This window comes from Aliirhizobium wenxiniae (assembly GCF_019511445.1).
GTDB classification, from domain to species: domain Bacteria; phylum Pseudomonadota; class Alphaproteobacteria; order Rhizobiales; family Rhizobiaceae; genus Neorhizobium; species Neorhizobium wenxiniae_A.
Genome location: NZ_JAEUAN010000012.1, coordinates 116,580 through 133,742, shown reverse-complemented (window position 1 = coordinate 133,742; position 17,163 = coordinate 116,580). Strand labels below are relative to the sequence as shown.

17 protein-coding genes are annotated in these 17,163 nt (G+C 56.2%); 8 read left to right on the top strand and 9 right to left on the bottom strand.

Annotation, left to right across the window (positions count from 1 at the left end; all coding sequences use genetic code 11):
- The first annotated feature begins 7 nt into the window (after positions 1-7).
- Genes virB10 through JNB91_RS16255 form a run of 3 tightly spaced genes read left to right on the top strand, consistent with a single transcriptional unit; the run spans position 8 to position 5,104 of the window.
- Positions 8-1,372, top strand: a complete 1,365-nt coding sequence (gene virB10 / locus JNB91_RS16265; protein ID WP_220326563.1) for a type IV secretion system protein VirB10 — start codon at positions 8-10, stop codon at positions 1,370-1,372.
- Positions 1,369-2,418, top strand: a complete 1,050-nt coding sequence (gene virB11, locus JNB91_RS16260; protein ID WP_220326562.1) for a P-type DNA transfer ATPase VirB11 — start codon at positions 1,369-1,371, stop codon at positions 2,416-2,418. The genes virB10 and virB11 overlap by 4 nt, the downstream gene beginning before the upstream one ends.
- Positions 2,387-5,104, top strand: a complete 2,718-nt coding sequence (locus JNB91_RS16255) for a type IV secretory system conjugative DNA transfer family protein (protein ID WP_220326561.1) — start codon at positions 2,387-2,389, stop codon at positions 5,102-5,104. Before virB11 ends, JNB91_RS16255 begins: the two co-directional genes overlap by 32 nt.
- 228 nt (positions 5,105-5,332) lie before the next feature.
- Here JNB91_RS16255 and JNB91_RS16250 read toward each other — a convergent pair whose 3' ends face one another.
- Both JNB91_RS16250 and JNB91_RS16245 read right to left on the bottom strand, forming a co-directional pair.
- On the bottom strand, positions 5,333-6,673 hold the full coding sequence (locus JNB91_RS16250; protein WP_220326560.1) for a hypothetical protein: 1,341 nt from the start codon (positions 6,671-6,673) through the stop codon (positions 5,333-5,335).
- 12 nt (positions 6,674-6,685) lie between these two features.
- Positions 6,686-6,970, bottom strand: a complete 285-nt coding sequence (locus JNB91_RS16245; RefSeq protein WP_220326559.1) for a hypothetical protein — start codon at positions 6,968-6,970, stop codon at positions 6,686-6,688.
- Positions 6,971-7,319: 349 nt separating this feature from the next.
- Here JNB91_RS16245 and JNB91_RS16240 point away from each other — a divergent pair, with 349 nt between their 5' ends.
- On the top strand, positions 7,320-7,655 hold the full coding sequence (locus JNB91_RS16240) for a helix-turn-helix domain-containing protein (RefSeq protein ID WP_220326558.1): 336 nt from the start codon (positions 7,320-7,322) through the stop codon (positions 7,653-7,655).
- 17 nt (positions 7,656-7,672) lie between these two features.
- On the opposite strand, the gene JNB91_RS16235 is transcribed toward JNB91_RS16240, so the two are convergent.
- The 4 genes from JNB91_RS16235 to JNB91_RS16220 form a co-directional block, all read right to left on the bottom strand.
- Positions 7,673-8,209, bottom strand: coding sequence for a hypothetical protein (locus JNB91_RS16235; RefSeq protein ID WP_220326611.1), 537 nt, complete (start codon positions 8,207-8,209; stop codon positions 7,673-7,675).
- 197 nt (positions 8,210-8,406) lie between these two features.
- A complete protein-coding gene (locus tag JNB91_RS16230; protein ID WP_220326557.1) occupies positions 8,407-8,721 on the bottom strand; it encodes a hypothetical protein in 315 nt (104 codons plus the stop codon).
- Between the two features lies 1 nt (position 8,722).
- A complete protein-coding gene (locus tag JNB91_RS16225; RefSeq protein ID WP_223218208.1) occupies positions 8,723-9,325 on the bottom strand; it encodes a thermonuclease family protein in 603 nt (200 codons plus the stop codon).
- Positions 9,326-9,339: 14 nt separating this feature from the next.
- Positions 9,340-10,017: a thermonuclease family protein gene (locus JNB91_RS16220; RefSeq protein WP_223218207.1), complete on the bottom strand. Its 678-nt coding sequence runs from the start codon at positions 10,015-10,017 to the stop codon at positions 9,340-9,342.
- Positions 10,018-10,695: 678 nt separating this feature from the next.
- Here JNB91_RS16220 and JNB91_RS16215 point away from each other — a divergent pair.
- From JNB91_RS16215 to JNB91_RS16200, 4 genes are all read left to right on the top strand, one after another.
- Entirely contained in the window at positions 10,696-11,106 is a 411-nt protein-coding gene (locus JNB91_RS16215) for a hypothetical protein (protein ID WP_220326555.1), read from the top strand.
- Between the two features lie 67 nt (positions 11,107-11,173).
- Entirely contained in the window at positions 11,174-11,923 is a 750-nt protein-coding gene (locus JNB91_RS16210) for a ParA family protein (protein ID WP_220326554.1), read from the top strand.
- Between the two features lie 4 nt (positions 11,924-11,927).
- Positions 11,928-12,332, top strand: coding sequence for a hypothetical protein (locus JNB91_RS16205; protein WP_220326553.1), 405 nt, complete (start codon positions 11,928-11,930; stop codon positions 12,330-12,332).
- Between the two features lie 356 nt (positions 12,333-12,688).
- Complete coding sequence (locus tag JNB91_RS16200) at positions 12,689-14,671, top strand: relaxase family protein (protein WP_220326552.1); 1,983 nt, start codon at positions 12,689-12,691, stop codon at positions 14,669-14,671.
- 48 nt (positions 14,672-14,719) lie between these two features.
- Here the strand turns inward: JNB91_RS16200 and JNB91_RS16195 are convergent, their stop codons facing one another.
- The 3 genes from JNB91_RS16195 to JNB91_RS16185 form a co-directional block, all read right to left on the bottom strand.
- Positions 14,720-15,103 (bottom strand): DUF5321 domain-containing protein, encoded by a 384-nt coding sequence (locus JNB91_RS16195; protein ID WP_220326551.1) that lies wholly within the window; start codon positions 15,101-15,103, stop codon positions 14,720-14,722.
- A 500-nt stretch (positions 15,104-15,603) separates the two neighbouring features.
- The gene (locus tag JNB91_RS16190; RefSeq protein WP_220326550.1) at positions 15,604-16,311 is read right to left on the bottom strand and encodes an acyl-homoserine-lactone synthase; all 708 of its coding nucleotides are present in this window, start codon (positions 16,309-16,311) and stop codon (positions 15,604-15,606) included.
- A gap of 75 nt (positions 16,312-16,386) precedes the next feature.
- On the bottom strand, positions 16,387-17,130 hold the full coding sequence (locus tag JNB91_RS16185; protein ID WP_220326549.1) for a LuxR family transcriptional regulator: 744 nt from the start codon (positions 17,128-17,130) through the stop codon (positions 16,387-16,389).
- Positions 17,131-17,163 lie beyond the last annotated feature (33 nt).

The window sequence follows — 17,163 nt, the reverse complement described above, 5'->3', positions numbered from 1 at the left end:
GGGCAACATGTCGGATCCGAACTTCAATTCGCCCAATTATCGCTCGCTGGATGGTGATGCGTCGCTCGGCGGACCGGTCAGACGGTCCGGAATTGGCCTGATGCGCCCGTTTGCAATGATTGCTGCGATCGCCGGTGTTGGCGTTATTCTCTATTTCCTCGTGTCCGGCGGCGAAAAGGAGCAGGTTGTCGACAACACGCCGCGCGAAGAATTCCGCCCGGTGCAGACACCTCGAAATGAGGGTTTCAGGGCACCCGCCCCACCGCCATTGCCGACGGTGCAGGTGCCTGAGGCGCCGCCTCCACCACCGCCACCGTCACCGGCTCCCGTCATACCAGCCACTGCACCTGCACTTCCACCAGCAGAGGTCGATTGCACCAGAGGAAAGAACCCGGACAATCCCCACTGCATCGAGCTCGCCCGACAGGCAAAGCTCCTTGAGCGCGTGAGGTCCTCGGCCATGGTCTTCGACAAGACAAACGAGGGCCAAGGTGCTGCGCAGGCCTCGGCCAGCGGATCACCAAATTCGGCGTTCGGCATGGGATCGGCGTCAAGTGCTGATGCTGCCTCTGCACCATATAATGGCGGCACAGTCGATGGCGCCAATGATCGTGACAGGGCATTTCTCAAAGCGATGGGCGGCCAGGGTGTCCAGGTCTCGGTTGCTACCGAAAACCGTCGGACAGACGCATGGATACCGCAAGGCACGATGATCCGCGGCACGCTGGAGACCGCTATCAATTCCGATCTCGCAGGCATGGTGAAGGGGATTGTTCGGGAGGATGTCTACTCCTTCGACGGGCGACGTATCCTGATCCCCGCTGGTTCGTCCCTGATCGGGGATTACAAGTCCGGTGTCGAGCGAGGGCAGGAGCGGGTCCTGATCGTCTGGACGAGGATGATCAGGGGCGACGGTGTTTCGGTGCAGCTTGGCTCCTACGGGACCGATGGTCTCGGACGCTCGGGCATGACCGGCACTGTTGACCGGAAATACTGGGAGCGGTTCGGGCCGCCGGCGCTGATGACCTTGATCGGAGGTGCCACGCAATACATCGCCCAGCTCGGTCAGAAGCAGAACGAATACATTACCGTCGTCAACAGTGACGGTAGTGTCACGCGTATACCCCAAGATAGCGGCGACACGTCCCAGGATCGCGCCCGGCAGATTGCCGCCGAGACGATCGCATCCGGCATCCAGCAATTGGGCAGCGAAGCTTTCCAGGATAGCCGCAACATTCGGCCGACCATCCATATCCGCCAAGGCTCCGACATGAATGTCTTCGTCACACGCGATCTCGATTTCGCTGGCCTCTATCCCGATCCGGTCCGCGAAGAGTTCGATCGGTTGCGCAAGCAAAGAGGTGGCAAATGAACGCCCGCCCAGTAATCTCTGCCGAGCACCATTTCCTGGCCGAGGCTTTGGAGCCGATCAGGCGCTTTCTCGATGATCCAAGCATTGTTGAGATATCTTGCCAGGCCAATGACGAGGTCTGGCTGGAGAGGATCGGACATATCGCGATGGTGCGGGAGCGGGTCGAAGGTCTCGATCAGGAGGCGATCCGGCACATGGCGTCCCGGGCGGCATCCTTCACGAAGCAGACGGTCAATGCCGAAAACCCGTTGCTCTCCGCTACCCTTATCGGCGGGGAACGTGTCCAATTTGTGCTCAACCCGACGTCGGCGACCGGTCATGCGTTTTCGATCCGCAAGCAGTTCATCCGTCGCTTCGATCTTAACGACTATGAGCGGGCCGGCGCCTTCCGCTTCACCAGGGTCACCGGTGACGACTATATCGATGACGTCGACATCGAATTGTCGCGCCTTCTGCGGGCGCGACAGGTCCGAGCTTTTCTTGAACTCGCATCAGCCAATCGTCGAAGCATGCTGATCTCGGGCGGCACGTCGACCGGCAAAACCACCTTCCTCAACACGATGCTGACCGCTATCCCTAATCAGGAGCGCTTCATTCTTATGCAGGATACAGCCGAGCTCGAGCCCTGCCAGGAAAATGTCGTGTCCCTGCTCGTCTCCAAAGGCGGGCAGGGGCAGGCGAAGGTGACGATGGGTGATCTGCTCGCCACAGCACTGCGCCTGAGGCCTGACCGGATTTTCATGGGCGAGTTGCGTGGTGACGAGGCGTTCGACTTCCTCAATGCCATCAATACGGGTCATCCCGGCTCGATGTCGACCATCCATGCGAACTCGCCGCATCACGCGTTCAATCGCCTGTCGACGCTGGTGCTCAATAGCAATGTGCGCATGGAGCGGGATGATATCATTCGCTACATCCGCTCCATCATCCCGATCGTAGTTCAGCTGAAGAAGAGCGACGCCGCGGGCGGCCGCGGCGTCAGCGAGATCTATTTTGCCGATGAGGTCGATGAAGATGGCAAGCGTATCCACGCCCAGCGAGATTGAGCGCCCGAAATGGTCTGGACTGCAGAAAGCGTCGCCGCTCACCCTTCCTTTAGCGCTTCTCGGCGCGGTTGGCCTGTGGCTCTTTGTATTCGCGACGATATACGACGCCTATATCGTCTCGTTCGAGCAGGGGTCGTATTTCGACTATGTTGGTGCTGCGCCCTTTGTTGACGCCATGCACTACACATGGTCGATCATCCACACCAGAAACACTGTTGGTCTGAGCATTCTCTCCTTCGTTTTGGCGGCACCGATACTGTTCTTCGTGTTGAGTCTCTGGATGCTAAAGGCCGGAAGGGGCTTGTCGCGCAAGATCCTTTATCTGTTGCATGTCCGGTCGATGTTCAGTCTGATCGTGCTGACCGCCATGATCTTCGCGGCTGCCTATGCCGGCATCATCGTCTACGGCATTGCCTTTTATATGGTCGCGACAAAGGCGGGGGAGCACGCCGAGATCGCCAGCTATTACGGTGACCATCTTGCGGCCATGTATCAGGCGCCCTTTGGTGCGACGGACGCGGCCGGAGCCTTTCAGAAACCTTCTCGCCAGACAGTCTTTGCGGCGCTGGCCGGCCTTGCCGCGGCTAGTGCTGTGGTCGGCTTTCCGATCGGTGCTGCCATCCAGCGACGTCAAAGGATGATCATGGGCCGGGCAAGGCTCGCGACGCTGAAGGATGCTGCTGATTTTAGATTGAGAGACAAGTATGGCATCGTGCTTGGCCTGAAACAGGGCCTGCTTCTGCGCAATGACGGTGACCAGCACGTCATGGTCATCGGATCGCCTGGGCAAGGCAAATCGCGCGGCTTCGTCATCCCGACGATGATGAGCTTTGAAGGGTCGCAGGTCGTCCTTGATATGAGCGGCGAGCTCTTCGATGAGACCTCGGGCTACCTCAAGGATAAGGGATACGATATCTTTCTTCTGGCACCGGGATCGAAGTTCACCGACGGCTACAATCCACTCGATCTGATCAGCACTGAGCCAAACCAGCGGATCACTGATCTTCAGAAGCTGACTCAGATGCTGCTTCCCGAGCGGCTACGTTCGGATTCGTCGGATTTTTGGGAAGAGAGCGCCAGGATCCTGCTGACGGCGATGCTCGGCTTCGTCCTGGAATGCCCTGATACCCGCAAATCGCTGAGCGAGCTCTATCGCATCCTCAACTCCATGTCAGACGAGCGGAAGGCGATCGTCCAACTCCTGGAAAATTACGAGGCGGTACTCTCCGACCAGACGCGGATGCAGCTGACGAAGTTCGCCGGTCGCCACGAGAAGCTAGGCGAGGGCATCGCCGCGGAAATCGTGGCCAAGCTCAACTTCCTGCAGAACCCTCTGGTCGAGGCGCTGACATCGATCACCACGATCCCGATCGACACCATCAGAAAGCGCAAGCTCGCCATCTTCATCCAGGCGGACTGGAATGCCATTCAGATCTACGAGCGGCTCATCTCGATGTTCATCCAGCAAATGGCCGACAAATTGGTACAGCTCGGGCCACTACCGAACGGCGAGCACGAAGTTCTGATGATGCTCGACGAGTTCGGCAATGGTGGTCGCATCGATACCGTGCTGACACTGGCGCCGCTTATCCGCAAGAACGGCGTGCGTTTCGTTTTCATCCTGCAGGACGGCGCCCAGCTTGAGCGGCTCTACCAACGGTCGGGTCAAAAAATTCTGATGGGGGCATCGACAATCAAGCTGTTCATGAATTTCCAGAACCCGGAGGATGCCACTGCCGTGTCCTTGGCAGCCGGCAAGACTACAGAATGGGTCGAACAGTCGTCCTATTCGCACCGCCATGGCCGCAGGCAGCGCTCAATCTCGAAAGTGCCGGTCTCGGTCGATCTTCTTCCGGTCAACACGCTGATGATGATGAAGCCGGAAGAAGCGATCCTCCAAGTGACCGGGATGCCACTGATGCGCATTATGAAGCTTGATTCCGGTGGGGAGCGGATGTTCGCCAAGGTGCGCAGGTTCAAGCCGATAGCAAAGCCCTGCATTGAGCCGATTGAGTGGACTATCAATGATGGCGCTGAGGTTGCCATCGTCGATAACGGTTCACCGACCCCGCCAACGGGAAGGCCGAAAAACCTGCATTTTGCCGTTAAGAACGGCGTACGACAGGTTTACATTTCCTCCCTCGACGAGCTTCGCCAGCGTCTTGATCTCGACGAAGCAAGGGAGGTTGGCGTAGCGGAACCTGAGCCGTCAGCGGAGAATCCGGGTCCAAACTCGCCAACGAAGCGCCCCACTTCCCTACGAGTAAAGCAAATGAGGAGGTCCGCGTCACCGCCTGCAAGCAAGGGCAATATCGATCCCGAGATTGACGAGGAGGCGCTGGCGCAGAAGCTGTATCCTAGCGCGCCTGATGATCGGAATGAGGTGACAGTTTCCGGGGCAACTTATCCTGTTGAGAGACGCCCACTACGACGTAGCTTGCCGGTCCTGCGGCGGCAGGATGTCAGGGAAGTCTTTGGCAAGGATATTGAAGCCCTTAACGAGGTGATTTTCCAGCGGACAGATGACAGTTCGATTGACGTGCTTGAGCTCAACACGGACGTCGACCTGCTGATCCAGAGTTTGTCAGATCGGCTATCGGACGACAACTCGAGGAAACATCTGCAAGCGTTTGCCGAGGCCGCCCGCGATCCTTTGGGCGAGGATACTGCACCCGTCGAGCCTTAAGGCGGTTCAGCCTGCCGCAAGCGGCCGATATGCATTTGATATCTGGCATGTGTGGCATTGGGCAGTTTGCGAGCTCCCAATCTTAATGTAGGTCGCAAGGTCGCGCGAGTAACTGCCTCGAGGAGGTGGGACTGGATATCTCTGCACCGAAGCAGGTTCCGATAGCCCTCGATGGCAGGCTGGTTTAATTCACTTGAAGCGCGGCCAGCCCCTACGATATGGGGTCGATTAACGGATATGTTCGATAACCCAAGCTAACAGGCGGCGCGCCGACTTGACCGCCTGATCCTTGGCAAGATCCGATGGGGTGAGCAGAAAAACCGGCCCGATCTGCTCCATTCGCGGCAATGTCTTCGCCTTCGCAGTTCGATATTCTTCTGTTTCCATGCCCATCGCCTCAATGATGAGCGTTGTGCTGGGATTGTCTCGATAGGTGGCCTCAATGACGAAGTCTGGCCGGCACAAGCCGCTTGGCGCGTCCATTGCAAAGAGCGGCTTGACGATCCGGATTTGCAAGTCCGGCAGCAATTCGAACAGAGCGTCCTGCAGCCAGAACAGCAAATGGGACACTTGTCGTTCAAAGCCCGATTCTATCGGGAAGAGCGTATGGGAATTATAGACAGGCTGGGCATAGGCCTGGATTGCCCTGGCCGGCCCGTCATCGTCTTCCCCGAAATCGGCGTTGAGCAAGACCAGAAATGGTCCCCTGTTCGCTGGATCGCCCCGCCGCGGTTGTCGAACCTTGCCCATGACATCGATCGCTCGAGCAGAGGATGCCGGCATAATAGACTGGGCAGATACGCTCTTGGCATAAAGGAGCATGAACCCGGTCCGTCTGACTGCAGGAGGCCAGTCTTCGCGTGAAGCCGACAGCAAGCTTTGCCATCGGCTGTCGGCATTCCAGTAATCCGCGGCCCAGGTTGATGTGAGAGCATTGAGGGTCCAGGTCCGTAAGACCCTGAACTCCTTTGCTGTGGCGCGCAACCTCGAAATCTGGTTCTTGAGAGAGAACTCAGACTGGTCCTGCAAGGGTGGGACGATGTTGATTTGTGCCTTGTCCAGAACGCGCCACAAAATGCTCCCAAGCCTCGATGGGCGATCATTTTTCTCAGCTGACCGCTGGAGCTCTCGGTCTGATAGATTGGCAAGGCGATCGGGGATAGCAGGAAGTGGATCGACGTAGCGCTTGGCGAGTTTCGGTATTGGGCGGATGTGAAAATGGCGATCGATCCGCGCGGGGCTTCCATCCATCTCAACATGAAACGGGCAGGACACGGCGTGATTGGGACGTCGTTCTTGGTGAGGATCGCCCTGACCTTTCGAAGTTAATCGCCGCAGTGTGAAGGTGCGTTCCTGCTTGATGGGCGCCAGCAAGGGTTGGAATTCTCCGCTGACGCAGTCACAGACGATCCAACCGTCCATTGCCTTTGCCCGCCGGATCACGGCAAGGGCGACGGCCTCATCCTCCCTAGACGCCGCATTACCATACCAGGCACGAAGGGCAGCTCCTTCAGGGTTCGTGAGCGTATCAAGTTCATGACTGGGACTATTGCGAACGACGATCCGCATCTCACAACACCGTCAATAGCCAAGCATCCATAGGCAATATCCGAGATAACCTACGCCAGCTGCAGCCGCCCCTGATACCGCCGTCTCAATCCAGAGCGCGCCGGAGCGATGGTTTTCGATACGGGCATCTTCAATGACAAAGGACAGGATTACGAAAACCGGCACTGTCATCGTGTAACCCAACGTCAGCACATCCGAAGTGGCAAACCACGCGCAGATGAAGACGACTGTGAGAATTGTGATTGCACCGAGAAGTCTTCGAACTCGGATCCTGTAGCTTCGTAGCTCAAGTGACATTGCTCACTTCCTCGCTTTGTGCGTCTTTCGCGTGTGACCGGCTAACCAGCACGGATGATCCTAACGGCGGTCAAACAGGTCGGTGTCTAGGTCTTCACGACCTATCGACAACACGTTCGGTCACCCCGTGCTATTGCGATAATCTGTCACCCCGGTGTAAGTAGTCGCAAACGCGTTGAAGCCGCTTGTGCAGAGGGATAAGCAGTTTCAGCTCGTGTGGTAGTTCTTGGCCTTGGGTGTGTCACGATCCGCAAAACCTCTCTGTCTTTGCAGGATCGCGGCTTCCTCTGTCGGCCGGGAGCGCACGTCACCGTTCGGCGAAGGCACGTGATTTGGGAGAAGGCCGCAGATGGGGCGCGTGAAAGCAAACGAGTTCGCCGGGTGGATCGACATATCGGTGGTGGAAACACTTCCGCTGTCGGATCGGCTCGCAATTGGCCTAGATCGGCTGAAGCGTGCTCGGGGAACGACAAATAAGGAACTCGCTGAGCCCCTCGGCTTTACGGAATCGTATATGTCGCAGGTCATGCGCGGCATGCGCGACGTCAAATTGTCTACTCTCGACAAGATGGCGAAGGAATGGAATGTCAGCATCGAGGAACTCCTAACGGTCACCGAAGCCGATCTCCCTCGCGTTGCCGCTCTGCTGGCCCGCCGCAAGAAGAAGAGTGCCTTTCCGGGCTGATGTAGCATTTGGAACGCCTAATGGCTTAGATTGAACCAGAACCTCTGCTTCACGCCCTGATCATTCGGAATGTCAAAAAAATAAGGATCTGCCCGGCGAGGCCGCTGTGTTGTAATCTGCTGCAGGCACCCATCGTTGCCATTCTCATAAACTCCGCGGATGACGGCGCCAAAACGCTGCGTGTGGGTGCCTCGATTGCCTGAATACTGGCAGACATTGACAGTCTTGATGCACTGATCGGGCGCGCCTTGCCAATCATTGTCCCCTTGCGTGCTATATCCGATCGTCGTACCAGCCGGGCACTCCTCGTAGACTTCATGTCCGGGTTTGCCGGTGTTAGCTTCTTGACAGATCGGCCATGAGAAGCCCGGCTTTTTCATCGCGGAGATCAGTTTGGTCATCGGCGGAACGCAATAGCCGACGCCATGCCAAGACGGATTTTGGGAGGCGGCGCATAACAGCACCTGACATCCCCAGGACGCGTCTTCCGATCTGGCCGATGCTGCAATGAGAACTAATGCAAAGCCGACAAAGGTCGTCCTGGCAGACAGCATCCTTTTCATCCTAAGCCTCCTTGTCTTGCGTTTGTCGTTGATCCAAGCAATCGCCGACCCCGGTGAAAAGAAGGTGTGGCGAGCTGATTATTCCTGCGGTTGCATCGACGACCTCGACGCGGATTGTTGTTCGGCATCGCCTGGCCTTGCACCCAGTGCGGCGATCGGCCAATCAAAAGAGATTTGGAGGGCATGGCTCAGTATCCTTCGATACCAAGCCGCCTCAGGACAGCGGTGGGGTCAGTCTCACACTCCTGTTTCCAGTCTGTATGCTGAACGCATGCATAGGCGTATTGACTAAGATCGGCCGACGACAGATCGGCAAGGCGGTTGCCGACCTCTTTCCAATGCTGAACTTCGGCCGGATCGCAACCGGCCCCTGCGGCTCCGCAAACGTTAGGGTCACGCATTTGTACATCTGAGGATGTCACGGCGTCCTGCGCCTGCGTGACCATTCCGCAAGATGAACCCAGAAAAATTGCAATCGAAAGAAGTTTGAGAAAGCGACGCATTTCAGCCTCCATGCGCATCGTTGACATCACCGGTCTTTTTGGCGACTGGCAATGGGAGGGGTAGGCCGGGTGTGGTTTCGGGCTGCTCGGGATCTTGCGTCGCCGGCTTTGTCATCGGCGTCGAATAGAGCCAAGGGGGGATAAGACCCGGCGACGACCATACACCATAGCCCAGCCCTCGCGCCTTCCTCTCGATATCGAAATAGGCCGGGACCCGGGGTTCGTCGCGATAGTTGAACGCATATCCGATGCCCTCCGCTATCGCGGTTGCGGCAAGGTTTGTCTCTCCGACAAAGCAGTGGGCGATGAGGACCTTGTTTCGATCGCGGCCGATAGGCGCGCAATTGACGTCTTGCCCAAGTGTTCTCAGGATCATCCATGCCCGAGATACCTGGCCAGCCGGCCAGGAGACACTTTCGCTGGTTGCCATCTGATCGAGGCGTGGGGCTTCAAATCCCGCCAGTCGTACGAGCTGTTTTGTCCTGACGAACTCCAAGGTCGTGCTATCGACAATCTGCACCTTCCCATAAAATTGGCGCGGTAGATCGGTTGGCCGTGATTGAGCCATCGTTGGATGGGGCATAACAGTCAAGGCGATCAGCATTCTCGAAATAATCCTCATCGCTGACCATCCCTCTGCTGCCGCAGAACTGAGACAGGATGGGGGAGATCGGATGATGCCCAGAGGCCGGCGCGAGCTGACCGGGCGCTGTCTTCGGCTACCCTGTAGCCAGGCACGACGAGCTGGCCGCTATCGTCGAATGCTGCAAATCCCCAACCTTGCGCAATTAGATAGGTTGCAAGATCGTATCGATGCTCACCAGCTGTTGTTTGGCAAACGACGACTGCGTTGTGTTGATCAATGTCGTTGACGGTCTCGCAGACGGGTCTTGTATCCCTGATGATCGCCTGCGTCATAATGATGTTCAGCTCGCCGCAGTCGCGAGCCATACCGCTCGAGGCTGTAACACGAGTTCCTCTGAGGCAGGACTGCATTCCATAGAGCCGATATCGACGGCCGCCCGACACCCAGGTGTCACCGGTCTCGAATTGTGCAGGATTCGGAAATGGGGCGAGGAGGGAGGTGGCTCTCTCGCTTGAGGTCGAGGCGATGTCCGCTTGAGTTGCCTGGATCATGGTGATCGGACGAGAGACTGGCTGCCCGGCGTGGGCACCATCCGAGGTGATAGATGGGAGCAGGTAGATGCTTGCATACAGTCCGGAAGCGAAGATCGTGGAGATAAACATCAGGTTTCCCATCCGCATCAATTCATCGACGGCCTTGAATGGCCACATTCACCGCGGGGATGTGCGAAAAGCGTGATCGCCCTTCGATCGCCGCCTCAGATATGCTCTGGTCAGATCCACCTTCAGAGAAAAAGCCGAGGCCACAGTGCGCCGTAATGATGCTTGGCCTCTGTCGTTGTTCAGGAGGTAGAGAATCTCTTCGCGCTCCATTCTCGATATCAGTGAGAGCGGCGGTCATGCCCACATTCAGATGTGTCGAGCTCGCTGTGCCCTGGTGAGTGCTTCGAATGGCTGCCATCGATAGACCTCGTCGCGCCCCGTCGGCTCTTACAATGAGCGTTTCGGTCGCGATGCTCGCGCTTCCGCCTGTCGCCAATTCCACTATTTCGTTTTCAGTATCGAGCGCTGGCGGTATTAAGGGCGCGCAGTGGCCTGCCTGCATTCGCCCAATAGGATCTGCTTCTGCAGGATAAGAAAAATGACCGCCCATTGATGTCGCGTCCAAGGTCTCTGGCCGTCGCGGACGGGGAAACGCGGCGATAGCGAGAGGAATTGTCCTAAACACCGTGAGATTGAGAAGTCGCGCGTCAAATCCCATGTTTGCATCCGTCATATCTCAAGATTTCGAGAGTGCACAAAATTATACGGCAGTGCAAGTCTGGTCAGTTGGAAAAATTTGAGGTACGAATGTGACAGTCACTCATCTTGATCAATGAAGAGGTGCACATGGCAGCGTTGCGAACGGCTCTCGCTATCCTGACGTTCCCGATCCGCGTGATCTGGTTTCTTGCTCTGGTTGCATTTCTTGTGCTTGTTGCGCCAGTGTTTCTCATGCTGGCATGTTTCGTCGGGTTTTGGATCATCCTTGCGATTTCATACGTCTTTCTTCCTTCAGACTGGACGCTGATCCTCTGGCAATCGGCTTCCGACCTCTATGATCAGTCGGCCTGGTTCAAGGCTGCGACAATCACGTCCTGGACGCTGCTTTGTCTACCCATTCTCGCGGTTTGGCCCGGCCGTCCGCCTAGGAAAAGCCAGCGAGACCTTGATGACGAGGATTATACCGCTGCCCTCTTCACACGGCAGCAAGACGAGCATCGCGCGAAATCCAAGAGCTCATTCGGTCATCTTAACTGACCGCCGCCTTCGGCGTGGAGAATTTGATTGCGCCACGGCATCACGTGCAACGAAAATGAGGAGCACCATGGCAATCAAACCACTCTCATTGGCCATCTCTACGTTTAAGGGAGGTGCGGGGAAATCGACACTCAACGTCAATCTCGCTGCTGAGTTTGCCCAGCAGGGACATCGTACGCTTCTCATCGACTGCGACGAACAGGAGTCCTCAACGCGTTGGTACAACGTCTCTATGAAGCGAGGCTTGTTGCCGACCGATGGAACCTTGCTCCACCTGCGTGTTGCCCCGGGCGACCGCTTCTGCGAGCGCCTCTCGGAAGCGCCCGAAGCTGACATCCGAATCTATGACGTCGGTGGTTATGTCCACCAACGGGCGATCGAGGTCTACCATCAGTGTGACGCCATTCTCATTCCGATCATTCCCGAACCAACTGCGGCGACATCGGCCATCAAGGTTGCAACCATCCTAAGAGAGATCTCGAAAAAGCGTGCGGCTGGGCCAATTCCCTTCGCGGCGATCTGGAACTACGTTGATATGATTGCGCTGAAGCACAACCGATCGCTTCCTGAGGTCCATGCAATCTTGACCAATGGCAAGATCCCCATGGTGGAAACTGTCGTACGCAAGAGCAATCACTTCAGCGACGTCGGTGCGGGCTTCGGCACGCTATATTCCAAACTGGCGACGATCGAGAGGAATTCCGCTTTGACGCCATCTGCCAGGCGCCGTGCGTCGGAGAGTGTTCTCGACGCGATCGATCTCGTGAAGCGGATCAACAACGAATTTATCGGCCTGTTGAGGACAGAGGTGGCATAGGTTCATGTCACGCGAACGAACAGCAGTTGGAAACATACTGGCCTTATCGCCGGCCACGGCAGAACAAGTCGAAGCGGTCAAGGACGCAGCGACCTCCTATATGCCGACGAATATCGATCTCGAAAAGTGGTTGCCAGACGAGGGCGGCCCGGATCAGAATCAGATCGTCACTGAGAAATCTGGTTCTCCCAGTACGACACAGGAGAGCCGCCATGATCGCCACGAAAAGCCTCCACTGAAGCACTCTAAAGACGCTGTCGGTCATAGCACCGGAAAGAAGCGCATTTCTCTCTATCTGGATGACGAGGTGCTAACGAAAATCTTTCGCGTCTCGCTGGAGAAGCACGAACAGCTGTCTTCGGCTACGCATCGCTTGATCCGGGAAGCCTTGAAGGCAAGGGGGCTGTAGTCACGTGCGAGAACCAGCCGTCATGTTCCGCCTGCCCGGCCATGTTCGCGTCGAACTCGAAAAGGTTGCTGAGCGGCTCGAGGTATCCGCCAATATAGTAGCGAAGCTAATCGTCACGCGAGAAGTCACGCGCATCCCCACTATGCTCGAAGAACATGATCGCCAACTTGCGAATATGCATCAGTTCCTTCGGGAGCTTGCCTTCCGCAATGAAGACTTCCTTGCGAAACCTTCTTCCTCGGGGGGCGCTGCAATTATGGAGCGACTGACGGCTGTAATGGCAGCATTGGACGCAATTCGGGACGCTAGTTTCGTACGCCCTTCACCTTTCATCACAGACCTTATCAGGAAGCACGATGACCGACCGATCCAAACGTTACTCAGTATCTAGATCGGCTGGCCGATCGCTGCCGAGCTACTTCGACTTGATTGAGGAGGAGAACCGCCGACGTGGAGGCGGCGGTGGAGCAGCAAAAAAACGCGCAGGTGTGGCGGCCAGATCGGTCAGAATTGGCGGGCACGCGGGTGCGGCCTCGGCATTTAGCCGCGCAACCGGGAATAATGCGGTCGTCGTGAAGGTTTTATCTTACGGTGCGGGAGCACGCTCAGCAAAAAACGTTCTTGTTTATCAGGGCAGAGAGGAGACACCTCGCGATCAGGACGGAGCAGAAGTCACCGACATCAATGCTGCTGTGCGATCTTGGGAGCGCGAATTCGGCAATCGCAGGGGTAGCGACGATGTCCTGCGGCTCACGTATGAGCTGGAGAATACTGATCGCGGGACGATCGCGCACGCTCTTCGCTCGCTTGCCAAAGAAGGGTTCTGTAAGGAAGGTGATACCGATCGGACCTATGCCTTTAGTGCGAGTGATGGAGTGAAGGGGCAGACAAGGCTGCAATTTGCGTTGGTCATCGCACACGAGAAGAAGGACCGATCTGATCGTGGCCAGGGTAGCCGTATTTCCTCCGATATCGATACTGTGCATGCGATCGACAGACGTCTGGAACTCGCCATGCGTGGTGCCGGAATAGTCCCGATTTCGCGCTATCCTGCCGACTTTTCGTCGGGAGCAAATGGCTTTACGGCCACGCTCCACGCCATGCAACGCAATGGTGCGGAGGTGACGGTTTCAACGAAAACCCAGGTCGTTGAAAGACCGGGGAAAAGCGGCCGTTATGAACAGAGCAGCGAACGCAGAGACCTGACGACGGCCGATCACCGGGAATTGACGAAGCACGGTCAACTGGTTGGGTCTCTTCTCCAAACACGCCAGCCGCGCGACTTCATGCATCTTCTGTTATCGGGTCCAGCCAATGTCGATCGCGACCGTTTCGTTTTGGCGGGCCGGGATTTCCTGAGAGAGCAGTTTGCCGGCCACCGCTTCGCTTACGCAGTCCACAATCGAAGAGACAGGCAGAAGCACCCGCATCTGCATGTTCTCGTGGCACTGCGATGCGCAACAGGTCGCACGCTAAATCCAAACATCCGCGATTTCACCGAATGGCGGCTCCGCTTCGCCGAAAAGGCGCGTGATCGAGGTATACCAATCGATCGCCAGAAGCGGTTGGAACGCGCAGGACCGCCGCCGATCAAGCGGTGGGAATGGGAGATGTTTCAGCGCATGGGGGCGACTGCTCCGTCCAACGTGATAGACAAAGTGGTCTCGAAAGTCTGGGATAAACCCACGGCGCCGCGCCGGGATGATGCGAAACGAAGGGTTGAACAAACCCGTAGCTCGGTCAAGCGAGTAATCGAAATGCTTGATGGTCTCGGGCGAGACCGGGCCGCACCGAGTACGGTAAGAGAGCTGAGCCAGGATCTTTCGGTCGGGCTGAGGCGCGAATATCAGAGGCTTGAGACCGCGGTTCAGAAGGGGCGCGATCCCGCGCGCGAGAAAGGACAGGAAAACATGCTGCGCTCCACACCCATCAGCTCCTCCCAAGCGAAGATTGCCAAAGAAACGCTTGCAAGAAGCGCAGTTACGATGGCAGCGGAGATTGTCGATCCCTCCGACCGATTGGTCTTTGAACAGGCGACCAAGATTATCGGCAAGGTGGTCGGTCTGCAACTTGATGCTCGCGTGGCAAGAAATCGCGACCGCAATGCGCCCCGCCAATCAGAAGCACTCAACACGAAAACTGCTGCCGGGCGCGATCACGTCGCCGAGCATAATGATAGCAACATGGGGTCGAGTGATCGGTTCGTGAATGCATCGCGTATTGAGCGTTCCGATGCCATCGATAAAGATCAGGATAAGTCGCCTCAGCGGGACCGCAATACAGCGAAATCAATCAGGCTGCGCCCCTCGCGGGACAAAGACAACGGCCGCAGCCGTTGATAAGAAGGTTTCTCCACAACCGGACCATCGTGAGTGGTAGCGACAGAGCTAAAGACCCAAGGCCGTTTTGACCACATTTTCAATTCGTTCGATTTCGAGCAGATCTGCGGATCGACTTTCGTCCGCCTGCGACGTCGACGCTGAATATTCGAGTGCTGTCATACCGTCCGCACCTGCCAGCATTCTGCAGGCGCGCGAATTTCCTACCAGGACAACCTGGCTCTTTTCCATGCCGTACCATTCGATTGCACGCAGGAGCATGATGGAGCTGCGGGCATCATCTCGAGCTTTACGAGCGTTTGGGTTGCGTGTTGGTTTTGAAAAGGGCATTGCCATCCAGAAGTCCGGCTCTGCGTCATTGACCCGTAAAATGGCATCGATCAAGTCCATCAAAGCCAATGACGCTACCCACCCAGCACTATCAGCATCCATTCCCCTATCATTGCAAAGAAAACCGAAACGTATCCCACGACTCCGGAAGCGTCTCAACAATCCGATCAGCGCATGATTGAGGTCTTTTAGGACTAGATCTTCGGATAGGCGTTTCGTTCTTAGGAGGATGCCGTCTCGCTCAAAGACTACAAGACCACGCGATCCAAACGCCCTAAACCTTGAGACATTATCGGTTCTGTATGTCATTCATCAAAACTCAGCCTCAATAAATTCTTCAAAATAAGCTACTGCTTGCAATTCGGCTTCGGCCGAAACCTGAAGCGGCATCAAGGGTTCTGCCTGTGGTAGGGTGACCGGCTCGTATTGTTCCGAATAGATTGATTTCGAATTCGGCGGTCGTATCCGCCCATATGGCAACCCGGAAATAGAGTTCGCAAGGCGAAATGGCCTTTCGCATTTACACGCAGTCAATTCCCAGAGCTGTTAGCTGCGGACTCTTTAAAGAAAATGATTGGTTGCCTTTGGCCGTGCCCACGGCGTCACATCCTATCGATGTAAGGCAGATTGCAATGGTCAGGAAACGGCGGCCATGTGACACGAGGAGACCGATCGGCGAAAGCAATTGATTTACGATCACCGTATAGCGGATGCGTAACCTGTAGCGCCGCTCTCATCTTCGAAAGGATTCTGGCTGAAACCTCAAACAGCCCGCAGCATACGGGAAGTCGACCGAAACCATCTGCGCGACCGACTTCCTCGATCTCCGCGCCCGCGCGCCTGTAGAGGCGTCGCATGTGAGGTTCGTAATTCGACACGAGTGTATCGATACCATTTGACATCGCAACTTCGCAGAGGGCGAGCAGGAGTAAGCAGAATGCCCTGTCCGGTCTCAGATCGGGCATCTCTCGGGATATTGCCACTTCGTCAATGCACATTCGGGTCCCTTCCCAGATTGATGGCGCCACAAGATCACAAGCATTTGGGAAGGTACTTCTGAACACGTCGTAGAGGAGTGTCGGTCCAGTGGTCGGCATCAGCCGCACGCAGCCGTAGAGCGTAAGCGCGTCGTCGTCGCACCACAAGAAATAGGCAGGGCTGAGATCGTCATAAATATCTTTTTCACAGTCTCCGACAACAGAGACCGACCATCCTAATCGGTCAACGAAAACGCGCTTTCTCAGCCGGAAGGATTGGACGAGCAGATCCTTATACCTGTCATATTGGTGTGCTTGAATAAGGCGGTACATGTTCATCTCCAGTGCTTGGGGCACTGCAGCATGGGGCTGCTTCCGGAGACGACAAATATCCTCTTCTGCGCTCCCTCATATGAGGGTATTGCCATACGGATGTATGAGGCGAAGATGCCGAGCCTTGGTGGTCGCCGCGGCCGTGGTGATACAGCCGAGCTTGTGACGCGCGGATTTCAGGTACGTTTTTACCGTATGTTGCGAGAGACTAAGGATCGTTGAGATACCCTTGGCGTCGTTTCCGAGAGCGGCCCAATGGAGGCATTCGAGCTCGCGTTGGCCAAGGAGAAGCATGGGATCGCGAGCACCGTATAATTGCAGGATGGCTTTGCGGTGAATGAGCTGCGCAACCTCAATCCATTCGCCTCGATATCTTTTCACCCTTGCGGTCCAAATTGTGTCGTCCATACGCGAATTGAGGGTCAATAGTGCCCGTCGGGATTTGTCGATGATCGGAATGGAAAACCCATTCTGTGCAACACCGTGTTTTCGAGCATCGAGCATAAACGCTCGGACAGCGCTGTCTTTCACCTCAATCTCACGCCAGTCGAAGGGTAGTTGCCGGACGAGTCCCTCTTGGACCACCGGGTCAATTCTGACATAGCCGCGTAGAAGGTACCGAGCGATCCAGGCATCCTTGTAGGTCGTGCGGACAAAAGGCGTATCGACAATGTCGGAAATTGTGTGTGCCAGATGATAGGTCGTAAAATCAATGTCGTAGATTTCTTGCACACCGATTAAGGCGTCAATTAATTCAGTGGCTTCGGATATCTGCTCAGAAGCTGCGTGAAGTTTTTTTGAATGAAGTTCGCTCGTCATTGTCCATTGATTGAGAAGTTTCGATTGGTGCGG